A 25,340-nucleotide genomic window follows, 5' to 3' on the forward strand; every position below is an offset into this window, starting at 1 on the left:
CGAACGCGTCAGCGAGGGCTCTACCCGTTCGCAGAACGGTCTCCTACAGCGCGTATCCGTTCGCCTCGATCAGCACATCCGCCACCTTCCGGCGCAGAATCTTCACATTCTGCGGCGGGTACTTTGTGAATCGCTTGATGCCCATCGTGAAGGTGCGCAGCAGGTCGCCCTCGACGAAGCTGGCTACGGCATCCGTAGCGTTCTTCATCATGCGGGCGGTGGCGTCGTGGAGGTAGGTGCGTAGGATGGCATCGTAGACGGCGATATCTTGTTTGCCTAGGCTCTCGGCGCGGAGTTTTTGTACGCGGAGCAGAGTGCTCTCGGCCTGTAATAGGTCGCCGAGCATGTCGGCGATATTCATCAAGATTTCCTGCTCGCTTTTCAGGTTGATCTTACCGTCCAGCTGCTCCTTGGCGGCGGCGCCGGCGACCATGAGGATGAGCTTCTTGAAGTCGGCTACGACCTTGATCTCCTCGCCGTACTCACCCTCCGGGCGGCTCATGCTGGGCATACCGCTCAGTTCTTTCTGTACGGCCCAGGCCGGCCCGACTATGTCCAGGGCCCCCTTCATGGCGCGGCGCAGTAGCATGTCTACGCTCAGTAGGCGGTTGATCTCGTTGGTGCCCTCGTAGATGCGGTTGATGCGGCTGTCGCGGTACATGCGGGGGGCAAGGGTCTCCTCACTGTAGCCCATACCGCCGTGGATCTGTACGACCTCGTCGACCGTATAGTCGAGTGTTTCGGAGCCCAGAAACTTGAGCAGGGCACACTCGATAGCGTACTCCTCCGCGCTGAGCAGCTTAGCCTCGGCGAAGGACTTGCCTTCCTCGGCCATGAGCTGCTTATTCATGTCCTGAATCTGCTGACTTACCCGGTACAGGGCGCTCTCGCCGGCGAAGATGCGGATGGCGGCCTCGCCGATCTTATACTTGATGGCGCCGAAGTTGGCAATGGGCTGCTTGAACTGGGTGCGCTCGTTGGCGTAGCGTACGCCTACCTCCAAAGCCCGCTTGGCACCCCCCATGCTGAGCGCGTGCAACTTGAAGCGCCCTACGTTGAGCACGTTAAAGGCGATGAGGTGGCCCTTGCCGATCTGACCGAGGCTATTGGCCGCCGGTACCCGTACGTTCTCAAAGAAGACCTGGCGGGTGGAGCTACCCTTGATGCCGAGCTTATCCTCCTCCGCGCCGAGGGTAAGTCCTTCGAGCTGCCGCGGCACGATGAACCCGGTAAACTTGTCCCCATCGACCTGCGCAAAGACGATGAAAACATCCGCAAAGCCGGCGTTGCTGATCCACATCTTCTGCCCGTTCAGGATGTAGTGCTCGCCGTCGAGGGTGGCGGTAGTTTTGGCCCCCATGGCATCGGAGCCGCTGCCGGGCTCGGTCAGGCAGTAGGCGGCTTTGAGCTCGCCGCTGATCAGGCGGGGCAGGTACTTTTCCTTCTGTTGGTCGTTGCCGAAGTACAGGATGGGCAGCATCCCAATCCCCGTGTGGGCCGCGTACGATACGGTGAAGGAGCCCGAGCTACCGCCCATCACATCGCAGATGAGGGTATTGGTATTGGTGTCCATCTCCATGCCGCCGTAGGTTTCGGGCATGTGAGTGCCGAGCAGTCCGAGTTCAGCCATCTTTTCCAGGAGGCGGGGGGCAATGTTGTCCTCCTGCTTTTCGATCTTATCCAGGTTGGGCGTGATCTCCTGCTGAATGAAGTCCTCGACCATCTGCTTGACCATCAGCTGCTCCTCGTTGAACTCCTCGGGGGTGAAGGTGCTGGAGTAGTCGGCGTCGGCGATGAGAAATTCGCCGCCTTTGAGGACGTGCTGGGCGGTGAGGGTGGCTGCCATGATTGGGCGGTATTTTTTGCGTTAGCGAAAATTCGCTGCTAAGTTACGGGGGGATAACGAGGGGGGCAAGGGATTCGTTGTGTTTTAGCGAATTTTCGCTCCGCCCAAGGTTGCACCTTGGGGTAGGACGGGGGAACTGCTACGCAGTTGATAGGGCAGACGAGATAGGTAAGGCAGACGAGATAGGTAGGGCAGGCGGGATAGGTAGGGCAGGCGGGCGGGGCCGCGGGTGCGGCGGACGTAGTGAGGGGGCCGGGGGCTTACTCGGGGTAATGCTGCCAGAAGTCGTTCTTCATGGCGGGTACGTCGATGGCGGTGTAGATGCCGATCTCGCGCAGGGCATTTTCTGGCGGGGTAGGGTAGCCTAGCTTAGTGGCTAGCTTGGGGCGGGCTAGTGCTTCGATAATGGCTACGTCCCACATGATCCACTGCGTTTTTTCGGGGTCTTCGGCGGTCCACCAGCGGGTATAGGTGTCCCACCGGTTAAGAAGGTATTCGGCCAGGGGTCCCTTGCTTTTCAACTGGCGCTCGGTTTCTTCCCGGTTGAAGACCAGGTGCTGGGAGGTGGTGGCGGTCATGACGTCTAGTTCCAGGCCCTCGGTGTCTAATAGTACTTCCACGGCCAGGGTGTCGTTGCCGGAATTGAATTCCTGTTTGTTGTAGTCGTTGGTGGCCGGGTCGTGCCAGAAGCCGAGGTAGTGCACGCTTACCCTGGGGATGATGCGGGGGTCTAGGAGAATGGCCGAGGCCACGTTGGTGCAGGAGCCGAGAATGACCAGGTGTAGTTTCTGTCCGGCCGGCTGCCGTAGGGCCTGCTGTACGATGAACTCGGCGGCGGGAGAGGGAGAGGGTGTAGTGCGGTCGCTGAGTGGGGTGTTGGCACCAATGGGGTGGGGAATATCTTCGCGGTCCAGCAGTCGGAGTAGGTCCTCGTTAATATCCTGGCTTTCGTGCACGGTGTTGTCACTCGCCAACGGTGAGGTGTGGAACTGGGCGGAGGTGATGCCCCGGAGGTCGAAGCTGGGTTCGGCTACCGCACGTACCAGGGCAAAGAGGTCGTCGAGCTCGTTGGCGGTATCGGCGTCTACGATGAGGGGCAGGCGGGCGGTGGCGGTGTTTGGCATCTTACTGCTGGGGGTGCTACAGGTGACCAGGGCCAGTAGGAATACGGTACAGGAGACTAGGCGCATGGGGGAAAGGTAGCCTCCGGGTGTCGTAACGGTGCGTCGTAGTCGCGTGGGGTTAGCACCCCACGCTCCGTTAGGGTGCCCCCTCCGGGGACGGCTGGTAGGAGGGAGTTACGATATAATTCATTCGGGGGTAGTGCTTCATTAATTGTACTCTACTAGCTATACGAACGGACAGGGCAGAGGCAAGTCCATCGGCCAACATGCCGGTAGGGGCAAATACGGTGACGGTCTCACTGTGGGTCACCCCCACTCCGGTACGGGGGTCCAGCAAATGGCTGTACCGCAGCCCGTCGTGGAGGAGGTAGCGGTAGCTCGGTCCGGAGCTCGCTATAGCAACGTTGGCGGTATCTAAGTGGCCGTCAGGGAGCGCAATCGTCCATCCATCACGATCCGGTGGCGCGTCGCCCAGCAGCAGATCGCCACCGCCGTCAATCAGGAAGCAGTGGATACCGAAAGAGCCTAGTACCTCCCCGGCCACGTCCAGTGCGTAGCCCTTCGCCACGCCCCCCAGGTCGAAGTGCAGGCTATCGTGGGCGAGCCACAGGCCCCGGGTGGGATGGAGTCGGTAGGTTATTCCTTGTACCTGCGGGCGCGCCCCCTGAGTTACTTCGGTAGGAAAGACTTGCTGACGAATCGCACGGCGCCACCGCTTGGTGAGCTGACCGATGGTGACGTCGAAAGCCCCCTGGCTGTACCGGTGCAGCTCCCGACTGAAGGTCAGCACCCGGTACAAATCGGCCGAGACGAGGTGAAATTGCCGACTAGGTAGCCGACTTACCGTGCGGATCTCGCTGTCGGGCCGGTAGTCGCTCATGGACTGCTCCACCGCCTCGATGCGGGCAAAGGCGCTGTCGATGGCGCGGTGGGCCAGCAGGGTATCGGTAGTGTAGCAGCTGATCTGCCAGGGGGTGCCCATGGCGGGGCGGGTGCTGGTGATGCGGGTCTGGGCGGGAGCGGTTAATGGGAGCAGTAATCCGACCGAAAGCAACCACTCGGCAGACCAACTCACATCACCCGCGTCTCCCCCGGTACCGGCACGGGGTAGTAGCCACTCTCTAATGGCAGGATCGGCGGTAGCGCGTCAAAGGCGTAGGTGGCCGGCGACAGGTCGAGGTCGGAGGCTAGCGCGGTATCCCAATCTATAACCTGACCGGAGTAGGTAGCCATGCGGCCCATGATGGCGGTCATGGTAGCGTGGGCGGCATTTTCGGCATCGGCGTATTTGTATTCACCGTCGGCTACAGCTTTGAAAAGTAGGTCATGCTCCAGCTGGTAGGGGTTAGGGTCTTTACGGTCGTCACGGTCGAGCAGGGCGTACCCACCGGGGGTGAGCAGTTTTCCGGGGGTGGGGGCGCTGCCATTCGTACCTTGAAACTCCTCCGTGACCTTAGTTGAGCAGCCTTCCCAGTGGCGGCACTGGCTGATCATGCGGCTGCCGTCGGCGTAGGTGTACTCCACGAAGTGGTGATCAAAAATCTCGCCGTGCTCCTTACCGGTGCGCATGTGGCGGCCGCCGTAGCCGGAGGCCGTCTGCGGGGTGTCCTGCTTGACCCAGTTACCGACGTCGAGGTTGTGAATGTGCTGCTCGTTGATGTGGTCGCCGCAGAGCCAGTTGAAGTAGTACCAGTTGCGCATCTGGTACTCCATCTCGGTCTGCTGGGGCTCGCGGGGGCGTACCCACACCCCGCCGCTGTTCCAGTAGACGTAGCTGGTGGTGATGTCGCCGATGGCGCCGTTTTGGAGCATGTCGATCCAGCCATCGGTATAGGCTTTCTGGTAGTGGCGCTGTAGACCGACGACGACGTTGAGTTTTTTGGCCTTCGCCTCTTCGGCCGCAGCCAGTACGCGGCGCACCCCAGGGGCATCTACCGCTACTGGCTTTTCCATGAATATCTGCTTGTCCGCCGCTACGGCCGCCTCGAAGTGAATGGGGCGGAAACCGGGGGGTGTAGCGATCAAGACCACGTCGCAGAGGGGGATGACCTTTTCGTAGGCATCGAAACCGACGAATTTGTTCTCCTCGGCCACATCGAGCCGGGCGGTGTCCATTTCGTTCTCCTCCAGTTGGGTTTGGATGCCGGTATAGGCTTTGTCGAGGCGGTCGCGGAAGGCATCACCCATTGCCACGAGTTTGACGTTCTGCTCGGTGCTCAGCGCCTGAAAGGCCGCGCCCGTGCCACGCCCACCGCAACCGATGAGGCCGATACGGATGACGTCGTCGACGGAGGAATGCACCTTGGCGGCTAGCTCAGGAGTGATGGCCAGGCCGGCGGCGGCCAGAGCAGTGGTGCGTTGGAGGAAGGAACGGCGGTTGATGGGCATGATCGGGGGGGATGAATAGCGTGGGTAGTCGGCAGACGACTAGTCAACAATCGACTCGGCAAAAAAGGTACGCACTTCTTCCGAACTCGGCTGCTTTTTCGGTGAAACGAGGCGAAAACCCAGGAAGGCACTGTCCACATTCCACCAGATGCTCTTGGGAATTTGCGGGTCACGGGCCTGCCAGCGGGGGCTTGATTTTTCACGGGCACGGCAGCCCGCCTCGGCCGTGGGCGTATCGAAGGAGCCGCCGCGCACGGTGCGGGAGTGCTTCCCGTCAGGGCGCATCCAGGGGTCCTGTCCGTCGCCGGTGCGGTCGGCGTAGTCGTCGTAGTATTCATCGAGCGTCCACTCGCTGACGTTGCCGAGCATATCGTAGAGTCCCCAGGCGTTGGGCATTTTCTCGCCCGTTTTGTGGTAGGTCTCCTCGCCGTTTTCGAGCAGCCAGGCCAGGTCGGGCAGGTCGGCGGGGTCAGGCTCCTCGCCGGCCAGGCAGGCGTACTCCCATTCGGCCTCGGTGGGTAGGCGGAAGAAGCGGCCGGTCTTTTCGTAGAGCCATTCGCAGTAGCGCAGGGCGGCCTGCTGGGTCGTATTGACCTGGGGGTAGCCGCCGCGGGTACCCATGCCGTAGGTGAGATCTAGGTAGGGCGGGGAGGGGCGGGCCCAGCCGTCGGCATCCCAGTCGGCGTTAGCGGCCAGGGGCGTGTCATTGTCGCGCACCTGGAACACCCGGTAGGCCTCGTGGGTGACCTCGTGGCTGGAGATGGCGAAGGGGGAGAGCATTACCTCCTTTCCTTCAATGGTATGTACACCGCCTTCTAGCGGGACCATAGTGAAGCTGACCTCGGTGCCGGGCAGGCGTACGGTGTCTACCTGGGCGGGGAGCGCGGGTGCTAGGTAGATCGCAAGGCAAAGGAGAAGATAATGGCGTATCATGGGCACTAATCTACCGATAAAGCCTTAATCGATGCGAGCTCAGCCCCCTTCGCTTCAGCCTCCTCCTCCAGGTCATAATCATCCTGTAGTCCGAGCCAGAACTTGGCGGAGGTACCAAAGTACTTACTTAGTCGCAGCGCGGTATCCGCGGTGATTCGTCGCTTGCCGGATAAAATAGCGCTGATTCTGGTCTGAGGAATACCGAGGTCCTTAGCCAGGCGGTAAGCTGATAGGCTGAGCGGTGCTAGAAACTCTTCGCGAAGTACCTCTCCGGGGTGGATGTTTGGTAGCTGTTCCATGTTAATGATAGTCTATGATGCTAACGTCGATCGCTTGACCATCCTGCCACTGGAAGATCAATCGCCACTGCTTGTTGATTCTGATACTATAATAATCTTGTAAATCACCGGCTAATTTTTCCGAGCGATTGGCAGGCGGTATACGTAAGTCAGCTAGATCCTGCGCGCTGTTCAGCATCCTGAGTTTCCGGCGGCCCACTTTCTGCATGTCGAGTGGCCACTTTACTACCCGTTTCCCCTCCCAAACTTACCGAGTAGCCTTGGAACCAAACGAAAGTATCATGCTTATCTGTCGCGTTACTAACGCTAAAGGTAAGTAAAGGGTTTTAGTCTGACGGCTCGCTTTAACCCGGTGCTAACACCCCCCTTAACCTTCCCTTTATGCCTGCCGGTAGTACCCCCACCGTTTTGAGCCGCAATCAACCTATTTTGCTATGCGACTCCTTCTCATTGCCTTACTCGCGCTAACAACCAGCGCCGCGCTGATCGCTCAGACTACCATCGGCCTACGGGCTGGCTACGGACAGTCCGCCCTACGCAGCGGCGAGACCTTCGACGTGGTCACCGAGCAGACTGGCTGGATAGCAGCCCCCTCCCTGGGGGTGTTTGCCGAGCTGCCGCTGTCCGACCTCATTACCCTCCGCCCCGGGCTGGAGTACAACCGCCGGGGCACCAGCGTCGGACTCACCCAGGGGGTGGACCTTTTCGGCGTCCGGCTGCCGGTGGGTGCCCGGGCCCGTACGACCTTTGATTATTTAGAGGCACCCCTATTGGTTCAACTAAATCTGCCCACGGAAGGTACCGTGCAGCCGTATGCGCTGGTGGGGCCGTCGGTAGGCTATGCGCTGTCCGGAAAGCTTCGCACCAGCGCCCGCGCCCTGATTGACTTCAGGCTGAGTACGACGGACATTAATCTGGAGGCCATTAACTACGAGCGGTTGCACGTAGGTCTGGTGGCCGGGGCAGGCCTAAAGGCACAAGTAGGAATAGGTGCCGCGCTGTTCCTGGAGGCCCGCTACGAGCACGGACTGACGCAGCCCTACAACGTGCCGCTAGTGCGCGACGGGGTGGGCTTTCAGGGGTGGAACGTGGGGGTGGGGGTTAGCTTTGCGCTTTAGGTAGTTGGTCGGCGGTGGCCCCGTGACGGCGGTACTGCCGTGGGGTGCGGCCCATAGTGCGCTTGAACAGGCGGTTGAAGTTCGATAGGTTATTGAAGCCAGAGGCGAAGCAGACCTCTCCGATGGGCTGGTTGTGGGACAGTAGTAGCTTGCAGGCGTGGGAGACGCGGAGCTCGGTCAGGAACTGCACGAAGGTTTTCTGGGTAGCGCCCTTGAAGAAGCGGCAAAAGGCCTTTTCGGACATGTTGGCAACGGCGGCTACCTCCGGTAGGGGTAGGGGATGGAGGTAGTGTTTGAGCATGTAATCGCTTACCTCGCGCAAGCGCTGGGAGGAGGCATCGGTGAGTAGTTTCCGGTACCCTAGGCTGGAGAGTAGGTAGTACTCCTCGGTAGTTGCGAGTAGCTCCAGCAACTGGAGCAGAAGGATGATTCGTTTACTCCCCTTCGTAGCGGTGATGCGGTGCAGAATTTCGCCGGCCTGGTCGCGGGTTGCTGACAGAAACCGTATACCGTGCTGGGCGCGCTCGATTAGCTTTTTAATGGGCCGGAACTCCGAGAGCTCAAAGGCATCGCCCAGCAGATCGGGCACGAACTGGGTGAGGATGAGCTCGGCGTAAACTTCCTCGCGCCCCTCGAAGTAGCGCGCGTCGCTGCGCCAGAAGTGCGGCACGTTGGAACCCACTAGCACTAAGTCACCGGAGAAAAAGGGCTCAATGCTATCGCCCACGAAGCGGGTACCGTCGCCCCGAATCACGTAAAGTAGCTCCAACTCCCGGTGGTAGTGCCAGTTGTTGTACAGGTGGGGTACGCGGGCAAAGCGATTGAGGAAGGATTGGTGGGCGGATTTAGTCTGCTTGTGCAGCAGAATGGGTGTCTTTGGTAGCATTTGACCGGTAGTCAGGCCCGTAAGGGGCTAAATATGGTACGATCGTATTGGTTTTGGTGAAAATAGCGGAAAAATTTGAGAAATACGGCTAATACATTTGCTATCGGAATAAAACGGTGAGTAGTAGGCTGATGGCCGAATTTAGTTTTACACTCCCGTCGATCACGCCCACATTAGGTTGTCAAACTACTCGTATGAAGCCGCTGCTTACCCTACTACTAGTATTCTCTACTGGACTCTTAGTTGCTCAGGACGGTGAGTCGATCCCGATCACCGGCACCGTCACCGGGCCCACGGGGGAAACCCTCATCGGTGCTACCGTACGGGTGGCCGGCACCACGCAGGGCACGGTCACCGACGTAGAGGGCAACTTCGCGATCTCGGCCGCTCCCGATGCGCTGCTGGCGGTCAGCTATACCGGCTTCGGTGATACCGAGGTGGCGGTCAATAACCGTACGGTGATCGACATCGTCCTGGAGGAGGATGCCTCCGACCTTCAGGAGATCGTGGTGGTGGGCTACGGAACCCAGCGGCGGCGGGACCTGACGGGGGCCATTGCGTCGGCACCGCTGGATGCTTTTCGCGAGGCACCGAATACGAACATTCTACAATCACTCAATGGCACCGTGCCGGGATTGAACGTCGGGCAGTCGGCCACCGCTGGCGAGGATGCCAGCATTAATATCCGCGGACAGAACTCCATCAATGGCAACACCAGTCCGCTGATCGTGCTCGACGGCATCGTGTACCGGGGCCGAGTCTCGGACATCAACCCCAACGACATCCAGAGCGTCGACGTACTCAAGGACGCCAGCAGCAAGGCGATCTACGGCGCGCAGGCGGCCAACGGCGTACTCATCATCACCACCAAGCAGGGCCGTACCAGCCGCAAGCCCACCATCACCTACACCGGTAACTACACTACGCAGAACCCAACCAAAGATCGCCAGCTACTCAGTCGGGAGGAATACTTGCAGGCCGCGCGGGACGTAGACTTCATGAACGCTTACCAGGGGCCGGACTTCACCCAACCAAACCCCGAATTCGATCAGGAGACCGATATCCCCTTCTTCGGGCCCCTGCTTACCGGTTTACAGGACGGCACAGACTTCGACTGGCTCGGGGCCTCCCGGCAAGACGGCTATATCACCGATCACATCCTGAGCGTCAGCGGCGGCGGGGAGCGTACCAATTACTTCATCTCCGGCGGCTACACCGACCAGCAGGGCATCGTGCTTAACGACAATTACAACCGCAAGACGGTGCGGGTGAACCTGGATGTGGAAGTGACCGACTGGCTCACCCTGGGCGTCAATAGCTTCGGCACCTTTGCCGATTACAGCGGGGATAGTCCGAATATCGGTCAGGTGGATCAGTTCAGCCCCCTGGCTCGACCACGCGACGAGACGGGTGAGTTCGTCATCAATCCGCTGGGGGACAACACCACCAACCCCCTGCTGGCCAGCACCGCCGACGATGCCGACTACCGTAACCGGTTGCTGGGTATCTTCTTTACCTCCATCGACGTGCCCTTCGTGCCGGGGCTCAACTACCGCATCAACTTCAGCAACAACTACGGCTTCTTCAGTCGCCGCAACTCCAATCGCTTCGATGGCGGGCTCAGCGGAGCCGCCTTCAAAAATACCGCATCGAACTACGACTGGACCTTCGACAATATCCTCACCTACGACATCCCCCTTCAGGGACCCCACGACGTAAAGGTGACCGCGCTGGTGGGCCGCAACCGTATTCGCAACGAACGGACCGGTGCGCGTGGGGTGGGGTACACGAACCTGGGGCTCTCTTTCAATGACCTCGGGCAGGCCGGCCAGCAGTTCATCGAGTCGGAGGCCTACGAGGAGAGCTACTCCTACCAGATGGGACGGGTGGCCTATGAGTTTCAGGATAAGTACCTACTCAACGCAACGGTGCGCCGTGACGGCTTCAGTGGCTTTGCGGCCAACAACCGCTCGGCGGTCTTTCCCTCGGTCGGCTTGGGGTGGGTGCTCACCGAAGAATCTTTCATGGCGGGTGCCAGCGCCATCGACTTTCTCAAGCTACGGGCGAGCTACGGCATCAGCGGTAACCTTACCCGGCGGTATAGCTCCCAGGCGCGGATTTTCGCCGGCGAGGACAATCGCTACATCTTTGGTGACGGCGGCCAGACGCTCAACGGCCAGGGCATCAGCAGCCTGGCAAACCCCGACCTGAAGTGGGAGCGCACGGCGGGCACGAACGTGGGGATGGATTTTAGCCTCGTGGACAGCCGCATCTCCGGTAGCCTCGATTACTACACCAGCCGTACCACCGATCTCCTCTTCAACCTGGTGCTACCGAGCATCACCGGCTTCACCTCCATCACCTCCAACGTGGGCGAGGTGAGCAACAACGGTATCGAGCTAATCCTGAATGCGGCCCCCGTGCGCGGCGAGCGCTTCCGCTGGGACGTGGGGTTCAACATTGCCCGCAACCGCAACGAGATCGTGAGCCTGCTGGGGTTTGACAACGACGACGATGGCCGCGAAGACGATCTGGTGGCTTCGGGTCTGTTCATCGGTGAACCCATCCAGACCATCTTTAACTACGAGATCGACGGCATCTACCAGATCGGCGACGATATCCCTGACGGCTACGCGGTGGGCACCTACCGGCTGCGTGACCAGGATGGAGATGGGGAGATTACGCCAGATGATCGCACCATCATCGGTAATGAGGAGCCCGCATACAGCTTCGGCATCCGCAATACCCTGAGCTACGGGGACTTCACCCTGCGGTTTTTCATCAATTCCGTGCAGGGGGGCAGCAACAGCTACCTGGGAGCAAACGAACCACTAGGTCAGCTCACCCCCGGCATCGCCCAGAACCAGAACTGGTACGCCGACATCGACTACTGGTCACCCTTTAATACCGGTGCCACTTACCGCCTGCCGGGTACCAACACTCCCTTTGGCGGTACCCACTACTTCGCCCGCGGTTTCGTACGCCTTCAGGACATCAGCCTGGCTTACACCCTCAACCGGACGCTCTCCGACCGCCTCGGCTTGGGTAGCTTTAAAGTGTTCGTATCGGGCAAGAACCTGGTGACACTGACCGACTGGGAGGGGTGGGACCCGGAAACCAACAGTGGCCTAAATGACTCTCGGCCCCTACTGGGTGGCTTCTCCTTCGGCGTAGACGTCTCCTTTTAATCTCACCCAAGCTCGATCATCATGCCCACCAGTAAGTACCTACTATTCATTTTAATACTTACCGTAGCCGCCGCCGGCTGCAACGAAGATGAGTTCCTCGAAGAGCAGCCGCTGAGTTTCTTCAGCCCTAACAACAGTTTCCAAAACTTCGAGCAGTTCGAGAGCTCGCTCTACGACCTGTACGCCCGGGTGCGTACGACGCACTATAGCGAAGACGACTTCAGCTACGCCCACCACTACGGGACGGATATGATGAAGGACGCGCGGCTGTCTAATTCAGTCGGTAGGGTCGGTGACTACACCAGTGCGTTTAATCCTACCTCCGGCCTTGTCAACTGGCACTGGGAGCGCTGGTACAAGATCGTCTCTTCGGTCAACTTCATCCTGGCCCAGTTGGAAGCCGCCGAGCTGACGGCCGAGCAGGCAACGCTGATCGAGGCCGAAAGTCGACTCTTCCGTGGCCTGGCGTACCGCTACCTCGTGTACCTCTACGGTGACGTGCCACTTTACCTTGATGCCATTAATTCCCCGCGAACCGATTTTACCCGGGCACCGCGTGCCGAGGTGCTCGCCCAGATCATCGAGGACCTGACCTTCGCCCGTGATAACCTGCCCGGCATTACCGAAGTGCCCGATGGACGGCTACACGCCCTGGTGGCCCAGCAACTGCTGGCCGAGACCTACATCACCACCGGGCAGAACGACCTGGCCATTGCCGCCGCCACCGCCGTGATCGACGACCCGGCCACCGCACTGATGACCGAGCGCTTTGGTATCAGCGCCGGTGTGGACACTTTTGACGTGTACTACGACCTGTTCCGCAAGGGTAGCCAAAACCGCAGCGGCGGTAACACCGAGGCCATCTGGGTGGCGCAGATGGAGACGGACATACCGGGCGGCCTACTCACCAGTACCGGGGGCATCAGCAGCAACCGCTTCGAGCGCTTCCACGCCCCGGCGGTCTTCACCCTCAATGATCCTGATGGCAACTCGGGCATGCTGAGCTGGGTAGGTGATCTCAACGGCGGGGGACGGGGGGTGAGTTTCATGCAACCCACTGACTGGTTCGAGAACGATCTCTGGGCGAGCGACTTTGACAGTGACATCCGCAACGCGAACCACAACTACCGGCGCACCCTCATCTACAACGATCCTTCCTCGGCCTTCTTCGGTCAGAGCGCGATCGACTTTCCGGGCACGGTGATCCAGTCCAGCGACTGGCGCTTTTACCCCTGGCTCACCAAGGTGACCACACCGATGAACCACCCGCCGGCCCTGTACGCCGATCCGTCCATCTTTTTGCTCACCGCCAGCGCCGGGGCGACCTACACCGACCAGTACTACATGCGCCTGGCCGAGACCTACCTGCTGCGCGCCGAGGCCCATCTGGCGGCCGGCGACGCCCAGGCTGCGGCCGACGATATCAACGTGGTACGCAATCGTGCGCAGGCCACGCCAGTAGCGGCTGGCGACGTAACGCTCGATTACATCCTCGACGAACGGGCCCGCGAGTTGAGCCTGGAGGAGCAGCGCCGCATCACCCTGCACCGTACGGGCACCCTCGTCGAGCGGGTACGCCGGTACAACGACCACAATGGCGATGAGATCCAGGACTACAACGCCCTGTGGCCCATCCCGCTCCGCGAAATCGAGGCCAATACTACAGGAAATCTACCCCAGAACGATGGCTACTAGAGTCCTCGGCCTGGCCCTTCTCTGCTTGCACTGCACCCGCGCCCCCGCCCAGGACACCCTGCCGCAGTGGGAAGAAGTGAGTATCAACCTGCCCTTCTCGACTACGCTACGCCCCGTCCCCACCCACGAGGTCACGGGCTACCCCTGGAGCGTCGGCGGCGAGACGATGGACCGTGACTACACCCTCTACGACAACTGGAAGGAGTACGTGGAGCCGCTGGGCATTACTCAGATCCGGCTACAGTCGGGCTGGGCGAAAACGGAGAAGGTGATGGGGGAGTACGACTTCACCTGGCTCGACCATATCGTGCGTGACCTGGTGGAACGGGGGGTCAAACCTTGGCTCTCGCTGAGCTACGGCAACGAGCTCTACCGCGGGGGTGGCGGTATACGGCTGAGCGGTGCCCTGCCCAGTAGCGGAGAGGCCTACAGGGCCTGGCAGGATTACGTGCGCGCCACAGTCGATCGCTACGCCGACGTAGTCGACACCTGGGAAGTGTGGAACGAACCCAACAATGCCTGGAAGGGCGACCGCAGTAAAAACCGACCCGAAGACTACGCTAAGCTGCTGGTCGCCACGGGAGACATCATCCGCGAGCGCCAGCCAGAGGCTACGATCATCGCCTTCGCGGTGAGTGGGGTCGACGCCGACTACGTAGGGCAGGGCCTGGCCGAATTGCAGCGGCAGGATAAGCTCAGCCTAGTGGACCTGGTCGCCTACCACCCCTACTCGCGGAATCCCGATGACCAGGACCCCGCCGTGGAGCGGCTGCGCGATACCGTGGCCATGTACAGCGACCGCATTGGGCTTTATCAGGGCGAGAACGGCGCCCCCTCGGAGTACCGGGAGACCAAGGCACTACGCGGCTACAAATGGACCGAACTGAGCCAGGCCAAGTGGTTCCTGCGCCGGGCGCTCAACGATCGCGCCCACGGCATCGGCACTAACATCTTCAGCATCGTAGATCTCCAGTACCCTGACGAGATCAACCGCAAGGGCCTACTGCTGACTGACGACGACAAGCAGGTCGTGCGGCCCAAACACGCCTACCGGGCCGTGCAGCATATGGTCAGTGTCTTCGATGCGAGATTGGAAACGATGGACACCCTGCGCTACACCGAGGACACCTACCACGGCCTGCAGGTCTACGGCTTCGAGCGCGCCGGCGCCCCGGTGGTAGCCCTATGGTTCAGCGACAACGTGCCCAGTGACCACAATGGCACCACGGCGGTCGACTTCACCTTCGCCGATCTCAATTTTGGCGACCCGGTATACGTCGACCTGCGCACCGGCGTGGTGTACGATATCTCTAAAAGCTACCACCGCCGCACGGATGCCGGCCATGAATTCTACGACCTGCCGGTCTACGACTCCCCCCTGCTGATCGCCGAGCGGAGCGCCATCTCATCCGTCACCGCCCGCTAGATGATCGCTACCCTGCAGACGCTCGACTACGTCGCCATCGGCGTGTACATGGTGATCATGGCGGGCATGGGCCTGAGCCTGGGCTACTTCGTCAAAGACGTAGCCGACTACTTTAAGGGCGGCAGTGCGATCCCCTGGTACGTGGGCGGCATCAGTAACTTCATGAGTCTGTTTTCGGCCTTCGTCTTCGTGGCCCATGCCGGTATTGCCTACGAGGACGGGTTGGTGGCCGTGACCGTGATCTGGTGCGCCGTGCCGGCTACCCTCATTGGTGCCTTTGTGTTTGCCAAGATTTGGCGGCGGGCGGGGATTACCAGTCCGGTAGAATTTCTGGAGGAGCGCTTCTCACCGGCCGTGCGGCAGTTGTTCAGCTGGGGCGGGCTTGGCTTTCGGGTGCTGGATAACATGGTACGGCTATACGCCATCGGGGTCTTCCTGTCGGCAGCTACACCACTAGGCCTGGATACGAGTATTCTACTGGCGGGCATCGTAGTGGTGCTCTACACCGTCGTAGGCGGGCTCTGGGCGGTGGTCATGACCGACGTGGTGCAGTTCGTGGTACTCATCACGGCGACCTTTCTGCTCGTGCCCCTGTCGTACGAAGCGGCCGGGGGCTGGGCGGGCATCGAGGCGGCGCGGCCGGGGCACCTGAGCTACTTCGGCGGGTCGCGGGGTGAGCTGCTCTTCCTGGCGGTGTACTACGTGATGTTCACCATTAAGAACAACGGTAACTGGGCCTTCATTCAGCGCTTTTACAGCGTGCGCGATGAGGCGGCGGGGCGGAAGATGGGGCTACTGACGGCGGCGCTGTTCTTCATCTTCCCGCCACTGTGGCTGCTGCCTCCGTTACTTGCGCCGGCCATCATTCCCGGGCTGGACAATCCGGAGATGGCCTACGTGGGCGTGGCGCTACAGCTGCTTCCGGCGGGCATCATGGGTATCATGCTGGCGGCTATGTTTGCGGCTACGATGTCGAGCCTGGACTCGGAGTACAACGTAATGGCCAGCGTGGTGACCAAGGACATCTACCAGCGCATCTTTCGTCCGGACGCTACCGAGTACGAGCTCATGCGGTCGGCCCGCTACGCGACGCTGTTGGTGGGGGGGCTCATCATCGGGGGGGCGCTGTTCGTGGAGCGCTTCGGGGGGGCGTTCGAGGCCAGCAAGTTGTTTACGGGGCTCTTTGCCATTCCGCTGGTGATCCCTATCGTGCTGGGGGTGTTGATTCCGCGAGCTACGGCTACGGGGGCTACGGCTTCCTTGCTGGCGGGGGTGGCGACGGGGCTTACCTTCAACGCACTCCCGCAGGTAAGCTGGGAGGCGGCAACGGGGCTGACCATTGTGGTGTGTACCGGTATTTTCCTGGCTTCCGTTTTCCTTCCGCAGGACAGGGGGGCGCGTGCGCGGGTGCAACGTTTTTTCGAGCAATTGCAAACTCCAGTAGCCGCGGCCGATAAACCGAACATCGAGCCCGCCTTCCAACGTATGCTATTACTGCTGTTCGTCATCGCGCTGAGCTGCGTGGGGGCGCTCTTTGTGGCTATGAGCGCACCGAGCTGGGGGGCAGAAAGCGGGCGGATGGCCCTAGCCGGGGGCATCGGCTGCCTGGTGCTAGCCGGACTACTGTTTTTGCTATACCGCCGCCTGCCCGGGGGAGCAGCCACCCAAACCCTTGACCTATGAGCCTGATCCATCCCGATTTTTTACTGCACAATGCGGTGGGGCGCAGGCTCTTTCACGAGGTAGCCAGTAAGCTGCCCATCGTCGATTACCACAACCACCTCGACCCCACGATGCTGGCCGACAACCGGCCGTTCACCGACCTGACCGAGCTCTGGATCAAACCCGACCCCTACAAGCACCGGGCCATGCGCATCCACGGCATTCCCGAGCGGGGCATTACGGGGGAGGCGGCCAACCGCGAGAAGTTTGATCACTGGGCCGCTACGGTACCCGCCACCTGGGGTAACCCCCTCCACCACTGGAGCGCCCTGGAACTTAAACGGCACTTCGGCATCGATACCCCCCTCAACCCCGATACCGCCGACGAAATCTGGCAGGAGGCTACCGCCCAACTCGGCGACGAACGCTTCCGCCCCCTGCGCATACTCAACGATCTGGGGGTCACCACGGTCTGTACCTCCGACGACCTGCTCAGTGACGTCAGCCGGCACCGGCGCGCTACCCGACAGCGGATGGTCGACGTGTATCCCTCCCTGCGTGGCGACAGTATCGTGAACGTCAGCTCGTCCCGCTTCCACGATTGGATGAACGAGCTGAGCGCAGCGACTAGCCTAGAGATCACCGATCTGGAAACCTACCTCGCCGCCGTCGACCGCCGCCTGGACGACTTTGCCGGGGTCGGCTGTGTACTGGCCGACCACGCGCTAAACTCCGGCTTTCACTTTACCGAACCCAACGAGCAGCGGGCGGCGCAAAGCTTCCTGGCCATCCTGCATGGTGAAACGCCCGTGGAGGACTGGGAGCATAATCTACGCGACTATCTCCTCGTAGCCCTCGGGCGGCGCTACGCCGCCCGCGGCTGGGGCTTACAACTACACGTCGGAGCCCAGCGCCGCACCAGTGCCCGCCTACGGAAGCTGGCCGGCGGGGCGGGCGGCTACGCAAGCATCGGTAATCCAGCGGATATCACTAGCATCGCCGCCCTGCTCGACACCATCGAGCGGGGTGGGGGACTGCCCGACCTTGTGCTTTACACTCTCAATCCGGCCGACAACGCCGCCTTCGCCAGCCTCACCGGCTCCTTCGCCGAGGACGGCCGGCCCGGCAAGGTACAGTTTGGCCCCGCCTGGTGGTACAACGACCAGCTCAGCGGCATCCGCGATCACCTGGATACGGTAGCCAGCTACGGGCTGCTCCACCACTGGATCGGCATGACCACCGACAGCCGCAGTCTACTCTCCTTCTCCCGCCACGAATACTTCCGCCGCATCCTCTGCAACCTGCTCGGCGAGTGGGTGCAGCGTGAACGCCTACCACCCGATGGCCCCTGGCTCGATGCGGCCGTCATGAACATCTGCTACGGCAATGCCCGCCGCTGGCTTGACACCAAAACACCTACCCATGCCCCATACCAAATGGAATAATAAAGTCGCCGTCGTCACCGGCGCCGGCGGCACCCTCTGCTCCGAAATGGCCCGTCAGCTGGCCGCCGACGGTGCCCGCGTCGTACTACTCGGTCGCACCCGCGAAAAACTCAAGGCCACCGCTGCCGACATCCGCACTGCCGGCGGGGAGTGCACCATTGCCCTGGCCGACGTGACCGACGAGGCCGCCGTACAGGCTGCCGTGCAGACTACCCTTACCGCCTACGGCCAAGTCGACTTCCTGATCAACGGGGCCGGAGGCAACCAAGCCGAGGCCGTCACCACCACCAACAGTTACGACCCGGCCGAGCTCAATGGCCGCGACGATGGACAGACCCGCGGATTTTTCAACCTCGACATGGACACCTTCCGCCGGGTGCTGGAGGTCAATACCATGGGCACCGTCATCCCCTGCCACGCCTTCGGCCGCGCGATGGCCGAGCGGGGCAGCGGGGCCATCATCAACATCGCTAGCATGAACAGCTTTCGCCCCCTCAGCCGCGTCGGGGCCTACGGCATGGCGAAGGCCGGCGTGGCCAACTTCACCCAGTGGCTGGCCACCTACCTGGCCCCGGCCGGCGTGCGCGTCAACGCTATTGCCCCGGGCTTTTTTCTCAACGACCGCAGCCGTAAGCTCCTGCTTACCGAAGAGGGCTATAGTCCCCGCGGCGAGAGCATCATCCGCCAGACGCCCATGAAGCGCTTCGGTGAGGCCCCCGAGCTCATCGGCTGCATGAACTGGCTGCTGGACGACGATGCGGCCGGCTTTATGACCGGCGTCACTATCCCCGTCGACGGTGGCTTTTTGGCGGATTCTGGAGTTTAAAGCGTAGACAATGAGTACAGAACAGTACAAAAAAGAGGTCGGCATGATGAATCTCGAGCGCCTCATTGCAGCCCGCGAAGGTGTGCCGGAAGTGACCTTCCCTATCCCTGACGAAGAACTCCTCCACCGCTACGAGCAGCTCTACGCCGGAGCGATCAATGACGTCCTGCGCGAGTTCACCCTGCTCGACCAGGCCCTGCCGCACCGTATCCGCCCGCTGCGGGAGTACCAGACCGTGGCCGGCTTCGCCTTCACCGTTAAGAGCGCCCCCAGCACATTAGTCAGTGGCGAGATGGGCTTTCGCACTAAGATGCTCGATGCCATGCACGCCAACGCCTTCGTACTTTACGATACCAGCGGCGACGAGGAAAGCACCTCCTGGGGCGGCGTCATGACCGCTACGGCAAAGGGTAAGGGCATCCGTGCGGCGGCCATCGACGGGGGCATCCGTGATACCCACCAGATCGTGGGGGCGGACTTCCCCGTCTGGTACAAGTACCGCTCCAGCAACGGTAGCCTGGGTCGCTGCCTGATCACCCACTTTCAGATCCCGATCCAGATCGGGCGGGTGTTCATTCGTCCCGGCGATGTGGTCGTCGGCGACGTAGACGGCGTGCTCGTAGTACCCCGCGCCGTGGCCTACGACGTGCTCACCCGCGCCGAGGAGATCCGCGAGAACGAGAAGAAGATCTTTGGCTGGGTGGCCGAGGGGGAGTCGGCCCAGGACATCATGGACAAGGGTGGCTACTTTTAGATGATTTTCACTGCCCTCCTCCCCGCCACGAAAGACGACCGTAAGTGGTCGCTGGCCGCCCAGGTCGGCGTACGGCAGGTCATCACCAAGGCCGCCAGCGACCTCAGCGGACTACCACCCCCCTACAACTACCGGGCGCTGGAAACCGTCGTCGGGCGCTTTCGAGAGGCCGGCTTTACGGTCTACGGTCTGGAGGGCGATCAGTTCGACATGCAGCCCATTAAGCTGGGTACGGCAGCTCGCGATGAGGCCATCGACCGCTACCGTCAACTGCTTCATAACATGGGCCGGCTAGGCATCCGTATGCATTGTTACAACTTCATGGCCAGTCTAGGTTGGTACCGCACGCGGGTGGATGTGCCGGCGCGGGGCGGGGCGCAGGTGAGCGAGTTCCGGCTGGCCGATGTTGGGGACGACCTTGCCCCCGAACTACGTATCTCCGAAAATCGCCTCTGGCAAAACCTCTTCTACTTCCTCGACGCCGTGCTTCCGGTGGCTGAGGAGGAAGGCGTTCAGCTGGCATTACACCCCGACGATCCGCCCCTGAGTCCGCTGCGGGGGGTGGGTCGCATCTTGACCAGCGCCGCCGCCTGCGACCGGGTGCTGGCCCACCGTGAGAGCCCCAGCAACGGCCTCACCTTCTGCCAGGCCACCTTTCGGGCCATGGGGGAAGACCTGATAAAAATAAGCACCCCCTGGCTCAAAGCAGGAAAGGTTCATTTTCTCCACCTGCGAGACATCGAGGGTACCCCCGAAGATTTTCGCGAAACCTTCCACGACAATGGGCCCACCGACATGGTAGGGATGCTGCGGCACTACCACGCCCACGGCTTCGACGGTCCGCTGCGGCCGGATCATGCGCCGGCCATGTACGGGGAGGTCCAGGGGGCCTTTGCTAGCAGCACCTCCGTCGGCTACGAGATGACCGGTAAAATTTTCGCCCTGGGTTACCTGCGGGGCATTTGCGAAGCCAGCGGTATTGCCGTCAACTGATCGATCATGAACTATCTACCCCTTTTCATTTTCTTCCTGCTCGGATTCTCCTGCTTGGGGCCGTCCGGCTTTCCCCTAGGCGGGGACGCGGGTGCAAGCATCTTCGTGCCGCCCACCACCGCCCCCTACCTTCAGCTAGCCGCCGAAGACCTGGCGAGCGACGTGGAAAAGATCACGGGACACCGGCCCGCGATCACCGCCGATCGTGCCGCCTGCCAGCCCTGCATTGTCCTTGCGCTCGACACCAGCAGCACCGAACACCCCGAGCGGTTTCATGTGGAGATCACCGGTGAGGAAATCACCATTCATGGCACCAGCGACCGCGCCCTGATGCACGGCGTGTACTACCTGGCCGAGCACCAATTGGGGGTGGACCCGCTGTACTTCTGGAGCGGACTGGAACCTGAGCCGCAGGCCGATCTCACGCTAGCCCCTCTAAACTACGACAGCGGCGAGCCGGATTTTGACTTCCGCGGCTGGTTCATCAACGACGAGGACCTGCTCACAGAATGGATGGACAGCGGCGGGAAGCGCAACATCCGCTACCGCTACTACGGCGACGTGGTCAACCCCGAAGCGATGGCCCACGTCGTGGAGGCGGCCGTGCGCCTGCGCTTTAACCTGATCATCCCGGCTAGCTTTCTGGACATTGGCAATCCGCCCGAACGGGCTCTGGTTGACGAGGCTGCCCGCCGGGGGCTCTACCTCTCCATGCACCACATCGAGCCGCTGGGGGTGAGCGCCTTTACCTACGAGAACTACTGGGCGGAGCGGGGGGAGGAGCCGCTCTTCAGCTACTATAGCGAGCCGGAACGGGTGGAGGAGGTGTGGCGGCACTACGCGGGGCTGTGGGCGGAGTACCCCGACGTGATCTGGCAGGTAGGCCTGCGCGGCTTCGGCGACCGACCGATGTGGATGGCCGACCCCGGCGTGCCCCAGTCCGACGCCGACCGGGCCGGTATTATCTCCGACGCCATGGCCCGGCAGCGGGAGATTGTCACGGAGGTGACCGGCCAGGAGGCCCCCCTGATGACCACCACGCTCTGGGCCGAGGGCTCCTACTTCAATGAGCGCGGGCTGCTGGACATTCCCGAGGACGTCATCACCGTCTTTGCCGACAACAACTCCGGCTGGTACTGGCAGGCCGATTTTTACGACACCGAACGGGAGGCCGGCCGCCAGTACGGCGTGTACTACCACCACCAGCTCTGGAGCTGGGGACCGCACCTGGCGCAAGCTATTCCGCCCTGGCAAACCGGTAAAGTGATGCGTGAGGCCTATACCCACGGTGCCCACGACTACGCGATCATGAACGTGTCCAACATTCGGGAATTCCTGCCCGGCCTGGCTGCCTCCGCCGAGATGCTGTGGGCGATGGAGGATTTCGACGGCCACGACTTCCTGGCCCGCTGGGCTGACGAACGCTTTGCCGAAGCTGCCGGAGCGGTCACGGAAGCCTATACCGCCTACTACGACGGCTACGCCCTGTTTGGCGAGCAGCAAATGCCGGGCTTCCTGGACGGGCAGTCGAAGTACAGGGGAGAAAACATCCTGCGCGAGATCGAGCGGATTGCGAAGGAAGGCTACACGCCACCGGCTCCACAAGCGACAACGAACGAGAATCAGCCCGACCCCTTCCACGCCGCCCTCGGCGGAGCCCGCGGAACTGGGGGTACCCCGGCCGATACCCTGCTGTACCGCCTGCGCGAGCAGCTGGCGGCCTTCGAGCGGGCGGATAGCCTGACGGAAGTAGCGGTGACACACCTAGACGGAGCCGAACGGCAACTAGCGGTCGACAACTTACAGAGTCACATCCACATCCAACTGGCCATCGGCCGTTGGCTTGAGCAGGTCATGCAGGCCGAGTCTGCCGTCCAAACGAATGACTTAGCGGCGGCCGCTGAGCTACTACGCCGGGCGGAGCGCGAGCTGGCCGCTACCGCGGACGCTAAAGAAGCGGCTGCTCACGGTAAGTGGGAACACTGGTATCGGGGAGATCGGAAGATGAACCTGCCGGGCCTGCGGGAGCGCACTGGCGAGGTGGCCCGCCGGATCGCCCCGAGCAGTTAACTTTACCCCATGCACCGCCGGACCTTAGTCAAATCGCTCCTTTTAGTATTTCTCGTACTGGCCACCCTCCAACTCCCGGCCAGCGACACCCTCCTCGTACTCGACAACGGCACCGGCCGCTTCGAATTGCAAACCCGCCAGGGTAGGGTGTACCTACACCGCATCACCGATCTCCGGTACGACCGGACGCTTACTTTTGATACCTCACAGTCCCTGTTCGACTGGCCGGAGGAAGCCACCGTACGCCTGGAAAAAACCGAGCAGCAACGCATCCCCGCCACCGCCTACCGCTCGGCCCACACTCTACTACGCCTCACCCAGACCAGCGGAGCGGATACCCTGGAACGCACCTTCCGCCTCTTCGACGGGGTGGTGGCCCTACAGGGCGGGCAGCAACTGATGGGTGCGACCGAGCAACAGAACGTGTCCGCCCCAACCGATGCTAACGGGGTAGAAAAGGCGGCACAAGCGGGCGGAGTCCCGATGGCTATCGGGAGTGCAGCCTTTAACATAAGGCTCCCCGGCCGCCACTGGCAGTTGACCACCGTGCGGTTCACCGATCAAACCGACGGGCACAACGATCTGGTGCAGCGCGACGAGCACCTGCTCTTCAACGGCACCACCCGCACCCGGGGTAATCTCTTGATCGCACGCAGCACACTTACCGACGAGGGCCTGTGGCTGCTCCGGGAGGCGCCGCTGGGGGAGAGCCAACTGGACGATGCCGGTTACGATTTCGCCTTCAGCTTCGACCGGCTCAGTGTGGCGGGCCACCGGTACGGCTTTTCCATCGGACTTTGCACCCGCGACCCCGCCCTGGAGTCCCTACGCGCCTACCAGCTGGCCAGCTACCGCTACCTGGCCGAACGCGACGAGATGGTGCTGATGAACACCTGGGGCGACCGTGGCCAGGACGGCAAGGTGAACGAGGACTTCGTGCTACGCGAACTAGGAATTGCCGCCGCCCTCGGCATTACTCACTTTCAGATCGACGACGGTTGGCAAGCCGGGCTCTCCAAGAATTCCGCCTCCACCGCCGGCGACCGCTGGGGGTACTGGGAGACGGAAGACTGGGTGCCCCATCCCGAGCGCTTCCCGCACGGACTGACCCCGGTGGTCGAACGCGCCCGGGAGCTCGGTATGGAGATCGGCCTCTGGTTCAACGCCAGCCGCGAAAACGACTACGCCGCCTGGCAGCGCGACGCCGCGATACTGATCGGGCTCTACGAAGACTACGGCATCCGCACCTTCAAAATGGACGGAGTGGACCTGCCCACGGCGCAAAGCGACCGCAACTTTCGCCGCCTGCTCGACGCGGTGCGCGCCGGTACCGATGGCCGGGTCGTGTTCAACCTTGACGTCACCGCCGGTCAGCGCGGCGGCTACTTCTACCTTACCGACTACGGCAACGTCTTCCTCGAAAACCGTTACACCGACTGGGGCAAGTACTACCCCCACTGGACGCTGCGCAACCTCTGGCAGCTCGCCCACTACCTGCCCCCCGCCCGCCTCCAGATCGAGCTCCTGAACCCCCGCCGCAATCTCGGCAAATACCCTCCCGGCGACCCCCTGGCCCCCGCCACCTACGACCTCGCCTACCTTTTCGCCACCACCGCCGTAGCCCAGCCCCTGGCCTGGATGGAGGGCAGCAACCTCAGCCTGGAAGACCAGCGCGACAGCATCATCCACCAATTTCACCCCTACCTCCAGGACCTCCACACCGGCATCACCCTACCCATCGGCGAGGAGCCCGACGGCACCGCCTGGACCGGCTTTCGTACTCAAACCAGTGATAGTACCGGCCTACTCCTGGTATTTCGGGAATATAACGAGCGGGAAAGTGCGCGGGTAGCCATGGGACTGCCCCCCGGGCGCGAAGTCACCCTTCAACCCCTGATTGGGCACGGCACGAAAGCCACGCTGATGGTGAGTTTGGCAGGGGAGCTTTCCCTCACCTTACCCCAGCCACGCTCGTTCGCTCTCTACCGCTATACGTTTCGGTAGTATCTCTCGCAGCACCGCTAGGTGCTGGTCCTCTGATTAACTCTGTTGCCGACGGCTCTGTGTAACCTCTGCGAAACCCTTTGTGTGGCCGCTAGGCCATCTGTGGTGAATTCCCCCCTCCCAAACAAAAACGGCGGACATCCCCAAAGGAACATCCGCCGTCATCAACTCAAGCAACCCAATCTAGGCCACCTGAATCTGCCGGGCCGGCTTCTCCTTCGCCTCCTCCCGCTTCGGGATGTTCAGGCGCAGGATACCGTCCTCGTACGTAGCCTGGATATTCGCATCGTCTACCACCTGATTGTTCAGGTTAAACGACCGCTGGAAGGATTGGTAGCTGAACTCGCGGCGCGAGTACTTACCGTCCTCGTCCTGCTCGTTGTTCTCATTACGCATCTCGCTGCGGATAGTGAGCATGTTGTTGTCGAGCTGAATGTCGAAGTCGTCCTTCATGTTGTTGTCGAGCTGAATGTCGAAGTCGTCCTTCTTCATACCGGGGGCGGCCATCTCTACGACGAACTCATCGCCCGTCTCCTTCACGTTGACGGAGGGTAGGGTCGTAGTGCTACTGCTGTAGTTGCGGTTGCGCCACTCGAAGAGGTTGTTCCAGTCGTCGTCCAGGAAACGCGACATGGCGGGAAGCAAACTATTGGTTCTCATGCTGTAGTGTTTTGAGGGTGTAA

General features: G+C 61.5%; 19 protein-coding genes and 1 pseudogene. 11 read left to right on the forward strand and 9 right to left on the reverse strand.

The genetic code is table 11. The features are described 5' to 3' along the window. Positions 1-43: 43 nt before the first annotated feature. The 7 genes and pseudogenes from ACOOHD_RS01135 to ACOOHD_RS01165 form a co-directional block, all read right to left on the reverse strand. Positions 44-1,846, reverse strand: a complete 1,803-nt coding sequence (locus tag ACOOHD_RS01135) for an acyl-CoA dehydrogenase family protein (protein ID WP_420459730.1) — start codon at positions 1,844-1,846, stop codon at positions 44-46. Between the two features lie 260 nt (positions 1,847-2,106). After that, on the reverse strand, positions 2,107-3,036 hold the full coding sequence (locus tag ACOOHD_RS01140) for a nucleoside hydrolase (protein ID WP_420459731.1): 930 nt from the start codon (positions 3,034-3,036) through the stop codon (positions 2,107-2,109). Between the two features lie 70 nt (positions 3,037-3,106). Then, entirely contained in the window at positions 3,107-4,045 is a 939-nt protein-coding gene (locus ACOOHD_RS01145) for an FAD:protein FMN transferase (RefSeq protein WP_420459732.1), read from the reverse strand. Next, the gene (locus tag ACOOHD_RS01150) at positions 4,042-5,358 is read right to left on the reverse strand and encodes a Gfo/Idh/MocA family protein (RefSeq protein WP_420459733.1); all 1,317 of its coding nucleotides are present in this window, start codon (positions 5,356-5,358) and stop codon (positions 4,042-4,044) included. The genes ACOOHD_RS01145 and ACOOHD_RS01150 overlap by 4 nt, the downstream gene beginning before the upstream one ends. A gap of 39 nt (positions 5,359-5,397) precedes the next feature. Further along, positions 5,398-6,291 carry a formylglycine-generating enzyme family protein gene (locus ACOOHD_RS01155; protein WP_420459734.1) on the reverse strand — a complete coding sequence of 298 codons (894 nt, stop codon included), beginning with the start codon at positions 6,289-6,291 and terminating at the stop codon, positions 5,398-5,400. A gap of 5 nt (positions 6,292-6,296) precedes the next feature. Beyond that, positions 6,297-6,590 carry a HigA family addiction module antitoxin gene (locus ACOOHD_RS01160; RefSeq protein WP_420459735.1) on the reverse strand — a complete coding sequence of 98 codons (294 nt, stop codon included), beginning with the start codon at positions 6,588-6,590 and terminating at the stop codon, positions 6,297-6,299. Position 6,591: 1 nt separating this feature from the next. Then, a pseudogene (locus ACOOHD_RS01165) lies at positions 6,592-6,873 on the reverse strand (type II toxin-antitoxin system RelE/ParE family toxin). Positions 6,874-7,024: 151 nt separating this feature from the next. Between ACOOHD_RS01165 and ACOOHD_RS01170 the strand changes: the two are divergent. Continuing rightward, positions 7,025-7,708: a porin family protein gene (locus ACOOHD_RS01170; protein ID WP_420459736.1), complete on the forward strand. Its 684-nt coding sequence runs from the start codon at positions 7,025-7,027 to the stop codon at positions 7,706-7,708. Here the strand turns inward: ACOOHD_RS01170 and ACOOHD_RS01175 are convergent. Next, positions 7,692-8,594, reverse strand: coding sequence for a helix-turn-helix domain-containing protein (locus ACOOHD_RS01175; RefSeq protein ID WP_420459737.1), 903 nt, complete (start codon positions 8,592-8,594; stop codon positions 7,692-7,694). The genes ACOOHD_RS01170 and ACOOHD_RS01175 overlap by 17 nt on opposite strands. A 194-nt stretch (positions 8,595-8,788) precedes the next feature. On the opposite strand from ACOOHD_RS01175, the gene ACOOHD_RS01180 reads away from it, so the two are divergent. From ACOOHD_RS01180 to ACOOHD_RS01225, 10 genes are read left to right on the forward strand one after another with little or no spacing between them, the layout of a single operon-like run. Beyond that, entirely contained in the window at positions 8,789-11,782 is a 2,994-nt protein-coding gene (locus ACOOHD_RS01180) for a SusC/RagA family TonB-linked outer membrane protein (RefSeq protein WP_420459738.1), read from the forward strand. A gap of 21 nt (positions 11,783-11,803) precedes the next feature. Beyond that, the gene (locus ACOOHD_RS01185) at positions 11,804-13,477 is read left to right on the forward strand and encodes a RagB/SusD family nutrient uptake outer membrane protein (RefSeq protein ID WP_420459739.1); all 1,674 of its coding nucleotides are present in this window, start codon (positions 11,804-11,806) and stop codon (positions 13,475-13,477) included. Beyond that, the gene (locus ACOOHD_RS01190) at positions 13,467-14,903 is read left to right on the forward strand and encodes a GH39 family glycosyl hydrolase (protein WP_420459740.1); all 1,437 of its coding nucleotides are present in this window, start codon (positions 13,467-13,469) and stop codon (positions 14,901-14,903) included. The genes ACOOHD_RS01185 and ACOOHD_RS01190 overlap by 11 nt, the downstream gene beginning before the upstream one ends. Next, positions 14,904-16,586, forward strand: a complete 1,683-nt coding sequence (locus ACOOHD_RS01195; RefSeq protein ID WP_420459741.1) for a sodium:solute symporter family transporter — start codon at positions 14,904-14,906, stop codon at positions 16,584-16,586. Further along, entirely contained in the window at positions 16,583-18,010 is a 1,428-nt protein-coding gene (uxaC, locus tag ACOOHD_RS01200) for a glucuronate isomerase (protein ID WP_420459742.1), read from the forward strand. Before ACOOHD_RS01195 ends, uxaC begins: the two co-directional genes overlap by 4 nt. After that, positions 17,988-18,836, forward strand: a complete 849-nt coding sequence (locus ACOOHD_RS01205; protein ID WP_420459743.1) for an SDR family NAD(P)-dependent oxidoreductase — start codon at positions 17,988-17,990, stop codon at positions 18,834-18,836. Before uxaC ends, ACOOHD_RS01205 begins: the two co-directional genes overlap by 23 nt. Before the next feature lie 10 nt (positions 18,837-18,846). Then, complete coding sequence (locus ACOOHD_RS01210; protein WP_420459744.1) at positions 18,847-19,590, forward strand: RraA family protein; 744 nt, start codon at positions 18,847-18,849, stop codon at positions 19,588-19,590. After that, complete coding sequence (locus ACOOHD_RS01215; RefSeq protein ID WP_420459745.1) at positions 19,591-20,583, forward strand: mannonate dehydratase; 993 nt, start codon at positions 19,591-19,593, stop codon at positions 20,581-20,583. A gap of 6 nt (positions 20,584-20,589) precedes the next feature. Beyond that, complete coding sequence (locus ACOOHD_RS01220; protein WP_420459746.1) at positions 20,590-22,653, forward strand: glycosyl hydrolase 115 family protein; 2,064 nt, start codon at positions 20,590-20,592, stop codon at positions 22,651-22,653. A gap of 9 nt (positions 22,654-22,662) precedes the next feature. Beyond that, the gene (locus tag ACOOHD_RS01225) at positions 22,663-24,657 is read left to right on the forward strand and encodes an alpha-galactosidase (protein WP_420459747.1); all 1,995 of its coding nucleotides are present in this window, start codon (positions 22,663-22,665) and stop codon (positions 24,655-24,657) included. Between the two features lie 183 nt (positions 24,658-24,840). Here ACOOHD_RS01225 and ACOOHD_RS01230 read toward each other — a convergent pair whose 3' ends face one another. Further along, positions 24,841-25,317, reverse strand: coding sequence for an Hsp20/alpha crystallin family protein (locus tag ACOOHD_RS01230; RefSeq protein ID WP_420459748.1), 477 nt, complete (start codon positions 25,315-25,317; stop codon positions 24,841-24,843). Positions 25,318-25,340 lie beyond the last annotated feature (23 nt).

Source organism: Neolewinella sp., assembly GCF_965214665.1.
Classification (GTDB): Bacteria; Bacteroidota; Bacteroidia; order Chitinophagales; family Saprospiraceae; genus Neolewinella.